Origin of the sequence: Actinoplanes sp. DH11 (assembly GCF_020873875.1) — a bacterium.
Lineage (GTDB): Bacteria > Actinomycetota > Actinomycetes > Mycobacteriales > Micromonosporaceae > Actinoplanes.
The window spans coordinates 433,025-446,699 of the sequence record NZ_JAHWGU010000002.1; the positions used below are offsets into that span (position 1 = coordinate 433,025).

Sequence of the window (13,675 nt, forward strand, 5' to 3'; positions counted from 1 at the left end):
GTCCACGTGGTGCCTCTCGCCGTGACCGGGCCGGCCTCCGCGGACGGTGCGGAGGCCGGGCCGGGTCTCATCGGGTGGTGAAGGTGTAGGTGCCGGACGGCACCCGGTATTCGGCGTAGCCGCCGCTGGTGCGCAGGAACTTCGCCCGGCGCGGGGTGCCGGTGACCCGGCCGCCCAGCGTCGGCACCTGGATGAGGGCGGTGGTGTTCGGCGGGACGGTGACGGTCAGTCGCAGCCGGTTGCCCTCGCGCTTCCACTCGGACCGGGCGGTGCCCTGCGGCGTGGTGTAGTGGCCCTTCACGAAGGTCAGGTCACCGACGACCTTGGGCTGGATGACGAGGTCCCGGTAGGCGGTGGTGCCCTCGGCGGCGCGGATGCCGGCGAGGCCGGCGTGGAACCACTCCTCGATCTGGGCGAGGATCATGTGGTTCTTGGAGTCGCCGCGGTTCCACCGCTCCCCCATGGTCGTCATCCCGCCCGGGTTGGCGACCGTCGGCTCCATGAAGTAGCCGTAGCTGGGCTGCTCGTCCTGAAGGATCAGGTCCCACAGCACGTCGTCGCGGCCACCCGCGGACAGCGCCCGCACGGTCGGGGCCATGCCGATGGTGCCGCCGCTGAAGTGCGGTCCGTCGCCGTTCGGGTGGAAGGCGTAGATCATCGCCACCAGCCCGTCGAGGACGGCCTGCCGCTCGGGCCCGGGCACCAGACCGGCGTCCAGGGCGAGCGCCTGCGCGGACTGGGAGACAGCGCCGTTGTCCGCGTAGAGGCGCCGCGCCGGGTCCCAGAAGGCGTTGTTGAACGCCGTCCTGATGTCGGCCGCCAGGGCGGTGTACTTGGCGGCGTCCGCCTGATGTCCGGTCAGCCGGGCCAGCTCGGCCAGCTCCTTGATCATCAGGTAGTAGCCCCAGGTGCCGGTGATCCGCCCGGAGACCGGCTCGGCCGACACCCAGTCGGCGAGGGCGGCGTCGACGATGTTGCCGACCGCCTTCTGCCGGGCGATGTAGTCGGCGAACCGCACCATCGGCTCGTAGTAGCGGGCCGCCGTCTCGGTGTCGCCGTACAGCTGCCGCAGGAAGCCGGGCACCAGGATTATCGCGTTGCCCCAGTTGATCTCGTCGCCGAAGCGGCCGGTGTAGCCCCAGTCGTAGACCGGGGTCTTGAGGGCGACGTTGCCGGCCATCGGGGTGTCCGCGATGGACTGGCCTTCGACCAGGTGCCGTTCGTGGGTGCGCAGGTAGGCGGAGAGGTCGAAGTCGCGGTGGATCGAGCCCATCGGCATCGTGTAGTCGGCCGGGTAGGACAGCTTCTCCCGGCCGGGGCAGTCGGTGAAGACGCTCATGATGTTGCCGGCGAACGAGTACCAGGCCATCTGGTGGATCCGGTTGACCCGGGCGTTCGAGGTGGTCACCGCGCCGGCGAGCGGCGTCTCGGCCTGCACCCGCAGTCCGGTGATCGTGTCCGTGGCCGGGACGTAGTCGAGAGGCAGGCCGGTGACCTGCACCCACTGCATGCCGAAGTAGTTGAAGTCCGGCCGCCAGGTCTCACCGCCGCGCAGCCCGGCCGTCGTGTAGGTGTTGAACAGGTCGACACCGCGGCTGCCGCCACCGCCCTTGAGCGACGCCTGGTCCACAGTGCCGTCAGCCGCGAGGGATTCGGCCGGTGAGATGCGGATCGTGGTGCCGGCCGGGACTCCACCCGTGAGCTTGAGCAGGGGAAACCCGACGATGTTCTGCCCGAGGTCGAACACCCACGTGCCCGGCACCGGGTTGGTGATCTTCACCGGTTCGTACCGGTCGGCGATCGTTATCGGCGGTGCGGTGCGGCCGACCAGCTTGGTCGCCAGGTTCGGCGGCGGCGCGATGCCGGCGGCGATCCAGCCGGTGGGGGTGCCGTCCCGCCGCTTCGCGGTCGCCGACCGGTCGGAACCAGGCTGGTCCCAGCCGGGCTGTTCCCGGCGGGCGTCGTAATCCGAGCCCGAATACCAGGCGTCGGTCTGGAGGGCGCCGAGCGCGGTGCGCCACTCACGGTCCGAGACGATCACCGTCTCGCGACCATCGGTGTACGTGATCTCGAGTCGCGCGATGAACCGAGGCGTGACGGCCGCTCCCGCGCTGGCGTCACTGGCGGCGATGTTGTTGCCGGAGCCGGTGACCGCCGCCCCGGCCGGGTGCGGCTTCGACAGGCCGGGCGTGAAAGTGATGCTGTCCGTGCCGATCGCGGTGATGACCCGGGATTCCAGGTTGACGCCGCCGTCGCCGGTGTCGACGTTGATCGTGCCGCCGACGTGGTAGCCGGTGACGGCGCTCAGCGTGACGGTGGTGGCGCCGGCCTCGACGTCGGCGGTCAGCGTGCCGCTGCCCTTGAGCTGGCTCTGCCACCAGGAGTACGGCGCGGTCCGCCCGACGGCCGGGTTGGTGACGCTGCGCCGCACGTAGGCGGGGCCGTTGCCGAGGCGTACCCCGACGGCGTTGGTCCCTTTGCGCAGGTCGCCGGTGATGTCGTAGACGCGGTACTCGGCCGAGAGCTGGTAGTTGGCGTAGCCGGGCGCCAGCACCTCGTCGGTCAGCCCGCGCCCGTTGACGGTGGCGAGGTGCATGCCGACGCCGCAGAGGTAGAGCCGCGCCCGGGCGACCTTGCGGCGCGGGTCGGCGGTGAACTGCCGGGCGAAGATCGGCATCGGCTGGGTCTCGGTGCGTCCGGGGTGTTCGATCCACCGGGCGGCTCCCCAGTCGCCCTGGTCGAGCAGGCCCATCTCCCAGGACGACGGCGCGCTCCACCCGGTGGCGTGACCGCTGGCGTCCCAGGCGCGGACCTGCCAGCTCAGTCGCTGGCGGGAGGTGAGCTGTTTGCCGCCGTATCGGACGCCGGACTGGACCGGCGAGCTGACCTTGCCGGAGTCCCAGAGCAGCCGGTCACGGCCCGCGTCCCAGACCCGGATCTGGTACGCGGTCTGCCGGTCGGCGGCAGCGGATGAGGTCTCGGCGAACCGCCAGCTCAGCACGGGGTTGCGGCTGTCGAGGCCGAGAGGCCGGTCGGGGCGGCCGTCGACCCGCAGGCCGACCACGCGCAGGCCATGACTGGTGCCTGTCGCCTCTGCCGGGCCGCCGGTCAGCAAGGTCGCGGAGGGGACGGCAAGGGACAATCCGAGTGCTGTACGTCGTTTCACGATCCCGCCTTGTAGTCGGTGTCCATGTCCGTGAGGACCTCGTCGGCCGTCGCCTGGTTGCTGAAGATCTCCTGCAGGCCGCTGAGCATGGTCTGCTGCACCTTGGCGTTGGGCCAGAGCTGGTCCATGAACGGCACGGTGCGGTTGTCCTTGACGAACGTGGTCAGGTCGGCCAGGCCAGGGTCGACGGTGGTGCCGGCGTCCGGCAGGGTCGGCAGGCTGCCCTGCGCCTCGTTGAAGATCTTCATGCCCGCCGGCGACATCACGAAGGTGACGAACTTCAGCGCGAGTTCCTTGTTCTTGGCCTTGGCGTTGATGCCGTACCCGGCTCCGGCGGCCGCGGGCATGACGAAGCTCGCCGGGTCGTCGGTGGCGGGCAGCGCCTTCATGGTGAACGTGCCGCTGGGGTTCTTCTGCTTGAGCAACCCGATGATCCAGTTGCCCTGAATGATGCCGAGCGTCTTCCCGGTGGCGGCGAGCGTCTGGCTGGCCTCGTAACTGGTTCCCAGGGGGTCCTTCTGGAAGCAGCCAGCGCTGTTCATCTCCTGGTACTTGGCCATCGCGGTGGTCCACGGCGAACCGGCGAAGGTGGCCTGGCCGGCGGCCATCTTCGTGTCGAAGTCGGAGTCGGTGCCGTAGACGGTGGTGGCGACCAGGGCGTACAGGGCGATCTGGGTGACCCAGTTGTCCTGGATGCCGAGCGCGAAGGCGGGAGTGCCCTTGCCGGCCGCGTCCTTGCAGAACGTCAGCAGGTCGGTCCACGTGCCCGGCGCGGTCAGGCCGGCTTTCGTCATGGCCTCGTCGTTGTAGACGGCGCCGATGCCGTTGAGCCCGAACAGCGCGTTGTAGGTCTTGCCCTCGTACTGGGCGACCTTCTTGAATGACTCCGGCAGCTGCCCGGCCCACGGCTGGTCGGACAGGTCGAGCAGATAGCCGGGCTTGGCGATCACGTACGTGGCGCCGGGGTTGCCGTTGCCCGGCCACACGGTCATCACGTCCGGCGCGGTGCCGGAGGACAACTGGGTGCGGATCTGCTGCTGGTACTGGTCGGCGCCGCTGGTCGTCAGGTTGACCGTGACACCGGGGTTGGCGGCCTTGAACGCGTCGACGACCTTCTCGACGGAGCCCTGGTCGACCGAGGCGATGGTGAGCGTCTGGTTGTCGCCGCCGGCACCGGATCCGGATCCGGTGCCGCTGGAGCAGGCGGCGAGCAAGGTGGCGGCGGTCATCGCGGCGGCGACGGCCGCCGATCTGCGAGTACGCATGCGTTCTCCCACTGTGGAGATGAATCAGACGGGGTGGTGGAAGCGGTGAAGGCGTAGCGGCCGGACGTCAGCCGCAGGGTGAGCCCGGCGGCGGACGGTTCGGCCCGGGCGACCCCGGGTGTGTCGGCGGCGGGCAGGTCGTTCTCGCGCACGCTGCCGGGGTCGGTGGTCGGAATCCGCAGTACGGCGGTGCAGCCCGGCGGCACCGTGACGGTCACGGTGAGCCGGTCGTCATCGCGGGACCAGCCGCAGGCCACCAGGCCGCGGGCGGTCTCCTGCTCGGCGCGGGCCCAGGTGAGGCGCCCGCCCGGGGTGGGGCGCAGCAGCAGCTCGGACCAGGCGACCGAGTCCGGTGTCTGGTCGATGCCGGCGACCCGGCCGTAGAGCCAGTCGCCGACGCTGCCCAGGCTGTAGTGGTTGAAGGAGTTCATCGCGGCGGACTGGAAGCCGCCGTGGTCGGTCCAGCCGTCCCAGCGCTCCCAGATCGTGGTGGCGCCGTGCCGGATCGAGTACATCCAGGAGGGGTATTCGTCCTGGTGGAGCAGTGCGTAGGCGAGGTCGCTGCGACCGTGTTCGGACAGCACCGGGCACAACAGCGACACCCCGACGAAGCCGGTGGTCAGCCGGTTGCCGCGGCCTTCGATGTCGGCCGCCAGGTGGGCGACCGCCGCTCCGGCGAGGTTCTCCGGGAGCAGACCGAAACCCAGGGCCAGGAGGTACGAGGTCTGCGTCGCACCCTTGACGCTGCCGTCGTCCCCCACGAACGCGGCGACGAACGCCCGCTTGATCGCGGCGTGCAGGGCCGTCCACTCGCCGGACGGCCGGCCGAGCACGTCCGCGGCCGCCGCGACGATCTCCGTGCTGCGCGCGAAGTACGCGGTCGCCAGCACGTCCCGGGGCGTGTCGGCGTCGATCTGGAGCCAGTCGCCGTAGGAGTTGCCGGTGCGGTGCTGCCAGATCAGGCCCGGATTGTGCCGGTGGATGTGCCGCACCCAGGCGGCCATCGCGTCGAAGCAGCGCTCCAGGGTCCGCCGGTCGCCGTAGGTGCGCCACAGCAACCACGGGATGATCACGCCGGCGTCGCCCCAGGCCGGGGCGCCCTCCCGCTCGAAGGCGATGATCGGAGCGACGTCCCGGAACGCGCCGTCGTCGTTCTGGCCGTCGACGACGTCGCGCAGCCAGCGGGCGAAGAACGCGGACACGTCGGCGTTGCGGGTCGCTGTCGGCGCGAACACCTGGGCGTCGGCGAGCCAGCCGAGTCGTTCGTCGCGTTGCGGGCAGTCGGTGGGTACAGCGACGAAGTTGCCGCGCTGCCCCCAGCCGATGTTGGCGTGCAACTGGTTGACGAGCGGGTCGTCGCACTCGAACCGGCCGGTCCAGGGTGTGTCGCTGTGCAACACCCGGGCCACCGCGCCGGGTGCCTCGGTGCAGCCGGTGACCTCGGCGTACCGGAAGCCGTGGAAGGTGAACCGCGGTTCGAAGGTCTCGGTGTCGCCGCCGGCGGTGAGGTAGGTATCGGTGGCGGCGGCCCGGCGCAGGTTCGCGACGTAGAGTTCGCCGTCCGCCAGGACCTCGGCGTGCCGGACCACGATCCGCCGGCCGCCGGGCATTCCCGGCAACGTGAGCCGCACCCGGCCGACGAGGTTCTGCCCGAAGTCGATGACGAACCGGTCCGGTCCCCGCCGGTCCACCGCGACGGCCGGCAGCTCGGTGACGACCCGGATCGGCTCGTCGGGTTCGGCGACCAGCGGCCCGGTCCCGGTGTCGAGCACGGCGACCGACCGGTCGGCCGACACGGCGCGGCGGGCGTCGACGTACTGGCCCATCATCAGGTCGGCGGACCGGATCGGGCCGTCGCTCTCGGTCCAGTCGCCGCCGGTGGCGATGATCTGCTGGGAGCCGTCCGGGAGGTCCACCACCAGTTGGGCGAGGAAGGCGGGCGCGTCGCCGTAGTGGCGGGCCGGGCGGCGCGGGTCGAAGCCGACGTAGCCGCTCCACCAGCCGTCGGCGACGACCGCGCCGAGGGAGTTGTCGCCGGCTCGCAGCTGATCGGTGACGTCGTAGGTCTGGTACTGGATCCGGTGGTGGTACTCGGTCCAGCCCGGCGCGAGTTCCCGGTCGCCGACGCGGGCGCCGTTGAGCTCCGGTTCGTAGACCCCGCGGGCGGTGGCGTACAGCCGGGCGCGCACCGGGCGCTGCGCCAGCCGGAACCCGTGCCGCAGGTAGAGCGGCGCCTCCTGCGGGCCGGGCGAGACGAGGTCCTCGTCGGTCGGCGGGTCGACCGGCGGCAGCGCCACCGGATCGCGGCCGATCCACACCGCGGTCCAGTCCTCGGGGTGCAGCAGGCCGGTCTCGAACCAGGTCTCGGCGGCGCCGGTGGGCGTACCCTGCTCGTCCCAGATCTCGACGCGCCAGTGATAGCGGGTCGCCGAGCGCAACCTCGCGCCTTCCCAGGGAATGAGGATGGTGTCGGCGGACTCGCGCCGGCCGGTGTCCCAGACGATCTCGCCGCCGGCGGTCACCGTGATGCGGTAGGCGCTCTGCGCCGCACCGCGCCGATCGGAGCGCAGCTTCCACGACAACCGCGGCTGGGGTTCGCCGAGTCCGAGGGGCTCGGTGCGCTGTTCTGTCTGCAAGCCGTAGGGGATCATCCCTTCAGCCCTCCCGCGAATCCGTTGATGATGCTGCGCTGCAGGGCCAGGTAGACCGCCAGCACCGGGACGATGCTGATCAGCAGCGCGGCGAAGATGAGGTTCCAGTCGGAGACGAACTGGCCGACGAACCCGGCGACCGCGACCGGCATGGTCTGCTGATCACTGCCGGACAGGTAGAGCAGCGGGGTGAAGAAGTCGTTCCACACGCTGACGGTGTTGAGCACCAGCGCGGTCACCGTGATCGGCTTGAGCATCGGCAGCACCACGTAGCGGAAGGCGGTCAGCGGCCCGCAGCCGTCGATGGTGGCGGCCTCCTCGAAGTCGCGCGGCAGCGCCCGCAGGAAGCCGACGTACAGGAACGTGGTGAACGGGACCTGCAACCCGGCGTAGAACAGCACCAGCGACCAGACCGAGCCGAGCAGCCCCAGGTCGCGGATGGTCTGGTAGAGCGGCAGCGCGGCCAGCTGGAACGGCAGGATCAGGCCGAGCATGATCAGCAGGAAGGTGCCGCGGGACCAGTGCGCGGTGGAACGTGCGAGGGGATAGGCGGCCAGCGACGACACGGCGAGCACGATCAGGACGCTGACCGCGGTCACGATCACACTGTTGATCAGGGCACCGCCGAGACCGCCTTCCTGCCACGCCTGGGTGAAGTTGGCGAGGGTGGGTGCGGTGGTGGGACTGATCGGGGACGAGGTGTCGGACGGGGCCCGGATCGCGAGGTTGACCAGGACGTAGACCGGGAAGGCGAAGACGATCGCCACCGCGATCATGAGCATTTCGAGCGCGAGGGTACGCCGGGTGTAGCGGTTCATGACGCGGCCCTCTCATTGCGGTTCAGGACGGCGTACTGGCCGGCGGACGCGACCGCGACGATGGCGGTGAGCACCACGGCGAGCGCGATGCTGTAGCCGAACTCGCCGAGGGTGAACGCGTCCTTGTAGATCAGCGTGGAGATGGTGTCGGTGGCGTGCCCGGGTCCGCCGCCGGTCAGGGCGTAGACCTGGTCGAACAGCTTGATCCCGCCGATGATCGACAGCATCAGGTTGATGGTGAGCGCCGGTGCCAGCAGTGGGCGGACGACCGACCAGAAGCGGCGGACCGGGCCGCTGCCGTCGATGGCGGCCGCTTCGTAGATCTCTTTGGGGATCGACTGCAGCCCGGCCAGGAAGATGACCATCGAGTAGCCGGCGAACTGCCACACCACCACCAGGACGATCATCCAGAGAGCCAGGTCGGGGTCGCCGAGCCAGTTCTGCCGCCAGGAGTCCAGACCGATCGCGCTGAGCAGGCTGTTGACCGCGCCGTCCGGACCCAGCAGGTTGCGCCACAGGTAGGCGGTGACGATCGGAGTGATCACCGCCGGGGCGAACAGCAGGGCGCGCAGGAAGTTCCGGCTCTTGATCATGGTGTTGACGCCGAGGGCCAGCAGCAGACCGATGCCGTTCTGGATCACGGTGATCGCGACGGCGATCAGCAGGGTGTGCCAGATGGCCTGCAGCGCGTCCGGGTCGTCGGCGATGGCGGTGAAGTTGTCCAGGCCGATGACGGCGAAGTCCGGGTCGAGGCCGTCCCAGTCGGTGAAGGCGTAGTAGACCCCGCGGGCGCTCGGGACGAGCACCACGAAGGTGAACAGCAGCAGTGCCGGGACGGTGAACCACCACGGTGGTGCGGCACGTCCCCGGCGGGACCGGGTAGGGACCGCGGTCCGTTCCGGGAGTCGTTCTTGCAGATCGGTTGTCACGGAGAACCCACCTTGCTGAATCGTTTCATGATCAGGTGGACGGCCGCGGCACCGACGCCGCGTCGGGGCGGCCACCACGGCGCCGGCGTGATGTGGGTAACGTTTTCCAAATGTTTCGCCGACCTTACGAGCGCGTGCCGAACAGCGTCAAGAGGTTCGCGACTGCCTTTTCCCGGCGACAGCCCCCGGCTTCCGCAGGGCGCCGATGATCTCTATCGTGGGTAACGTTTCACCAAGCAGGGAGAGTGCGTGCAGCACGGCCACACGGCTGCTGCTCGACCCCAGCACCGATCCCACCCGCCCGACCGCCCAGCTGAAGCTCTCCCCCACCGCCGTCCCACGGGGCACGACCGGGCCGCCACGCTGATCAGTACGCTTTGCTCGACCCGTCACTCAGCCCCGAGGAGGCCAGGTGGACAAGCCCGCGACCCGTCGCGTCACCATCGTCGACGTCGCGCGCCACGCCCAGGTGTCCACCACCGCCGTGTCCAAGGTGCTGCGCAACGCGTACGGCGCGAGCCCGGCCATGCGCGCCAAAGTGCAGCTGGCCATCGCCGAGCTGGGGTACCGCCCGTCCGCCGCCGCCCGAGGCCTGCGCGGGCAGACCTACACGATCGGCGTGATGCTGCCGGAGCTGCGCAACCTGTTCTTCGCCGACATCCTCGACGGCATCACCGCCCAGCTCGGCGACAGCGACTACCAGGTACTGCTGGCACCCGGCTGCAACGGCGAGAAAGCCGAAGCCCGGGTCATCGACGCGATGATCGACCGCAGCATGGACGGCCTCATCCTGATCGCCCCGGTGTCGGCCAAAAGCCGCCTGAACGAGGTCGCCCGCAGCGTGCCGACCGTGGTCGTCGGCCGGCACGGCACCTCCCCGGCCTACGACAGCGTCACCGACGACGACCTCGCCGGCGCCGCCCTGGTCGTGGACCACCTCGTCGAGCTGGGCCACCGCCGCATCGCGCACATCGAGCACCACGAAACCGACCGGGTCCGGCTCGCCGAGATGCCCAACGCGCAACGCGCCCACGGCTACCGCCAGGCGATGACCGCCCACGGCCTGGAAGCCGAGATCGACATCGCGTCGACCAGCTACACCCAGGCCGGCGGATACCTGGGCGCCCAGCAACTGCTCGCCCGCCCGGTGCGGCCCACCGCCATCTTCGCCGGCGCCGACGTCGTCGCGCTCGGCGCACTGGAGGCGATCGCCGAAGCAGGCCTGTCGGTGCCCGGCAACATCTCGGTCGCCGGCTACGACAACAGCGCCCTCGCCGCGTTCGGCCCGATATCCCTGACCAGCGTCGACCAGGACGGCCGGCAGATGGGCGCCAACGCCGCCCGCCTGCTGGTCGACCGCATCGGCCAGCGCGACCGCCGCACCGCCCAGGTCAAGCTGTCACCGACCCTGGTCGTGCGGCGCACCACGGCAGCCATATAGCCATCGCCCCGTCGTTGTCGTGGTGGCTCGCCGACCTCGCCGATTAGTGGATCAGGCACTTGCACCCGACGCCGGCGCATGTGGCGGTGGGTTTCGTCCGGCCGTCGACGGCGATTCATCACGATGTATCTCAGTGCTTCTTCGGTCGCCGTACGTGCCTCACAGGCTGTGCGACAGAGGCGGACGTGGTCCCGCCGATGAAGGGAGATACTCGTGTGGGGAATGCGTCGAAGTGCGGTGGCACTTCTGACGGCCGGCGTGGCTGCCAGCACCTTGGCGGCACCGGCGGCAGCCGGCGCCGCTGCCCGGAAGGCCGAATTCGATCTGCAGGCACATCGCGGGGGCCTGGGCCTGCGGGTGGAGAGCACCCTCGCCTCGTTCGGCAACGCGCTGCGGCTGGGCGTGTCGACGCTGGAACTCGATGTCCAGATCACCGAGGACCGGCAGGCGGTGGTCACGCACGACCGACGGGTCAGTGGAACCAAGTGCACGGACACCGCGCCGGCGACCGCGGGTGATCCAGAGTTCCCCTATGTCGGCAAGTACGTCAACACGTTGACCCTGGCACAGGTCCGCACGCTGGACTGCGGGTCGAAGACGCTGGCCGACAAGCCCGGGCAACAAGCCGTGCCGGGCGCCCGCATGCCGCTGCTCAGCGAGGTTTTCGCCCTCGTCAAGCGGTACCGGGCGGACGGCGTGAAGCTGAACGTGGAGACCAAAGTGGAGGCCGGCGCGCCGGCCGAGACGGCGCCGCGCGATCAGTTCGTGCGGATCACCGCCGCCGAGATCCGCAAAGCCGGGTTGCTGCGGCAGGTCACCGTCCAGAGCTTCGACTGGGGCGCCCTGATGCGAATGCGCCAGGTCGAGCCGCGCCTGCCGCTGGTGGCGCTCACCAATTACGACTTCCTGCAGACCGGCCAGCCCGGCGCTTCGCCGTGGCTGGGCGGGATCGACATCGACGACTTCGGCGGCGACCCGATCAAGGCCATCCGCAGCTTCGGCGCCACCACCTTCTCGCCGGTGCACGGCTTCCCGCAGAACGGCACGGTGACCGACCCGTCCTACCGGCCGTACGTGACCGCCGCGATGGTGCGGCACGCCCACGCCAACGGCATCAAGGTGGTCCCGTGGACCGTCAACGACATCCCGACCATGGCGAAGCTGATCGACGACGGCGTGGACGGGATCATCACCGACTACCCCGACCGGCTGCGGACGCTGCTCGCCGAGCGCGGCCACCGGCTGCCGAAGGCGTACACCTCGCCGTTCGACGTGCAGGCGCACCGCGGCGGCCGGGCCACCCTGCCGGAGAACACTCTGCCGGCGTTCACCCAATCGCTGAAGAACCCGGCGATCTCCACCCTCGAACTCGACACCGGCGTCACCGCCGACGGTCACCTGGTGGTCCTGCACGACCGGACCGTCAACGGCTCACACTGCGCCGACACCGCGCCGGTGCGGGCGGGTGACCCGAAGTTCCCGTACGTCGGCAAGCTGGTGCACGACCTGACCCTCGCCCAGCTCAAGACCCTCGACTGCGGGTCCAGGACGCTGCCGGAATTCCCGCAGCAGGTCGCCGTGCCCGGCGCGCGCATTCCCACACTGGGCGAGGTGCTCACGCTGGTACGCGGCAGCGGGCGCGACGACGTACGCCTGAACATCGAAACCAAGATCAGCCCGGTGGTCGAAGACACCGCGCCGTATCAGGTCTTCACCCGCACGCTGGTCCGCGAGATCCAGCGGGCTGGCTTCGCCGACCGGGTGACCGTGCAGTCGTTCGACTGGCGCACCATCCGCTACGCCCGCACCCTGGACCGGCGGATCGAGACGGTGGCGCTGATCTGGCAGTACGGTCCGGACGAGTGCAAAACCCTGGCCGACGAGTGCTCCCTGCAAGCCGTCCACGGCAACCCGACGGTGAAGAGCCCGTGGACCGGCGGTCTCAACTGGTGGCGCTACCGCGACGTCGGCGCCCTGGTACGCGCCGCCGGCGCCGACACCGTCTCGGCAAACTGGCAGGTGCACGACCCGCAGCAGCCGGTCGCCGCCTCCGACGACTGGTACCTGCGGCAGAACCCGGCCTACTTCCACGGACCGCGGGTGTCGACACTGCAGACCAGGCACCAGCTCAAGGTGGTGCCGTACACGGTGAACGACGCAGCGATCATGCAACGCGTGATCGACCTCGGCGTCGACGGCATCATCAGCGACGATCCCGACCTGCTCATCCGAGTGCTGATCCGCAACGGACTACGCTGAGCCCAGCAGTCGCCCGGCACGCGACATGTGCCGGGCGGCGCAAGGCCGAAGTCGTCGGAGCGACCTCGGCCTTGTGTATAACGTGTGTCCGAGGCCCAACACGCGCGATATGCACACGGAGCTTGCGTCGAACGAGCTGACCTCCAGACGCGGCTGCCCGTGCTGAGCCGAACGCCAAGCGGACGGCGCAGGACGTCATCAGGGCGTCGCTGATCGGGTTGCCGGGTACGAGGTCGACCGGCGTGCCGAAGGGGCAGTCGCGGTCGCCGTCCCAGCGCACGAGCTGCTCGACGCAGGCTTTGGCGAGCACATCGGCGCGTCTGAGGCTCCGCAGCCATCCTGCTCGGCGTACCGTCTCCGCCAGCTCGTGCGTCGTGATCAACTACCGCACCGGAATGCGGGCCAGCGAGACTCTCGCCTTGCGACGCGGTTGCCGTGCGCACCCGCCGGACGGTCTGGCCGTCCTGCACGGCCAGGCATCCAAGACGTCGCGCCACCACGCGGGTCACACACCAGCACCGGTGCGGGACACGCCTTGGGTAGCGATCGGGCCCGTCGTCACGGCGATACGGGTGTTGGAACGCATGACCGACGGCAGTGACCTGCTGTTCGACGTCCGCGCCCACTCCCTTCATGGCCACTCCCGGCAGGGCGCTCTCACCATCGCCACCATGCGTGACCGGCTCGATGCCTTCCATGCCTGGATCAACACGCTGGCCGCCCAGCTCGACCTGCCGGGTGAAGCCGTGCCCCCGGATCCGCTCGGACCGATTACCGTCCGCCGGTTCCGGCGCACCCTCGCCTGGCACATCGACCGCCGACCAGGTGAACTGGTCGCCTTGGCGGTCCAGTACGGACATCTGCGCACCGCTGTCAGCGCCGGACGCCTCCCGCAGCCGCGACGGCATCCACGACCTGCTCGACATCGAAACCGCACGCGCCACCGCCGACACCCTCGCTCGACTACATGACGACCTCAACGCGGGCAGCGGCATCTCCGGGCCGGCTGCCGCACGCGCGGTCCGCGCCGCCGCGCACGCACCGGCCTTTGTCGGCGCCATCCACGCCGCTCGCCAGGTCAAACAGCTGCTGACCAACCGGGCACTCACCGTCTCCGTATCAGGAAGGTCGTCAACTCCGCCAGCC

The 13,675-nt window shown here is 70.0% G+C and carries 8 protein-coding genes; 3 read left to right on the top strand and 5 right to left on the bottom strand.

The features are described 5' to 3' along the window. Positions 1-67 precede the first annotated feature (67 nt). Genes LPA41_RS04905 through LPA41_RS04925 form a run of 5 tightly spaced genes read right to left on the bottom strand, consistent with a single transcriptional unit; the run spans position 68 to position 8,829 of the window. Positions 68-3,166: an alpha-L-rhamnosidase gene (locus LPA41_RS04905; RefSeq protein WP_229068679.1), complete on the bottom strand. Its 3,099-nt coding sequence runs from the start codon at positions 3,164-3,166 to the stop codon at positions 68-70. Continuing rightward, positions 3,163-4,431: an ABC transporter substrate-binding protein gene (locus LPA41_RS04910; protein WP_229068681.1), complete on the bottom strand. Its 1,269-nt coding sequence runs from the start codon at positions 4,429-4,431 to the stop codon at positions 3,163-3,165. The genes LPA41_RS04905 and LPA41_RS04910 overlap by 4 nt, the downstream gene beginning before the upstream one ends. Beyond that, complete coding sequence (locus LPA41_RS04915) at positions 4,392-7,082, bottom strand: alpha-L-rhamnosidase (RefSeq protein WP_229068683.1); 2,691 nt, start codon at positions 7,080-7,082, stop codon at positions 4,392-4,394. Before LPA41_RS04915 ends, LPA41_RS04910 begins: the two co-directional genes overlap by 40 nt. Beyond that, positions 7,079-7,900, bottom strand: a complete 822-nt coding sequence (locus LPA41_RS04920; RefSeq protein WP_229068685.1) for a carbohydrate ABC transporter permease — start codon at positions 7,898-7,900, stop codon at positions 7,079-7,081. The genes LPA41_RS04915 and LPA41_RS04920 overlap by 4 nt, the downstream gene beginning before the upstream one ends. After that, complete coding sequence (locus LPA41_RS04925; protein ID WP_229068687.1) at positions 7,897-8,829, bottom strand: carbohydrate ABC transporter permease; 933 nt, start codon at positions 8,827-8,829, stop codon at positions 7,897-7,899. Before LPA41_RS04925 ends, LPA41_RS04920 begins: the two co-directional genes overlap by 4 nt. Before the next feature lie 412 nt (positions 8,830-9,241). Here LPA41_RS04925 and LPA41_RS04930 point away from each other — a divergent pair, with 412 nt between their 5' ends. The 3 genes from LPA41_RS04930 (at position 9,242) to LPA41_RS04940 (ending at position 13,500) form a co-directional block, all read left to right on the top strand. Further along, on the top strand, positions 9,242-10,270 hold the full coding sequence (locus LPA41_RS04930) for a LacI family DNA-binding transcriptional regulator (RefSeq protein WP_229068689.1): 1,029 nt from the start codon (positions 9,242-9,244) through the stop codon (positions 10,268-10,270). A 237-nt stretch (positions 10,271-10,507) separates the two neighbouring features. Further along, complete coding sequence (locus LPA41_RS04935) at positions 10,508-12,529, top strand: glycerophosphodiester phosphodiesterase family protein (RefSeq protein WP_229068690.1); 2,022 nt, start codon at positions 10,508-10,510, stop codon at positions 12,527-12,529. Between the two features lie 374 nt (positions 12,530-12,903). Then, a complete protein-coding gene (locus LPA41_RS04940) occupies positions 12,904-13,500 on the top strand; it encodes a hypothetical protein (protein WP_229068692.1) in 597 nt (198 codons plus the stop codon). Positions 13,501-13,675: the final 175 nt, after the last annotated feature.

Coding starts and splice junctions, on each gene's coding strand:
- LPA41_RS04915 (WP_229068683.1), bottom strand. CDS start 7,082: ATGATCCCCTACGGCTTGCAGACAGAACAGCGCACCGAGCCCCTCGGA.
- LPA41_RS04920 (WP_229068685.1), bottom strand. CDS start 7,900: ATGAACCGCTACACCCGGCGTACCCTCGCGCTCGAAATGCTCATGATC.
- LPA41_RS04910 (WP_229068681.1), bottom strand. CDS start 4,431: ATGCGTACTCGCAGATCGGCGGCCGTCGCCGCCGCGATGACCGCCGCC.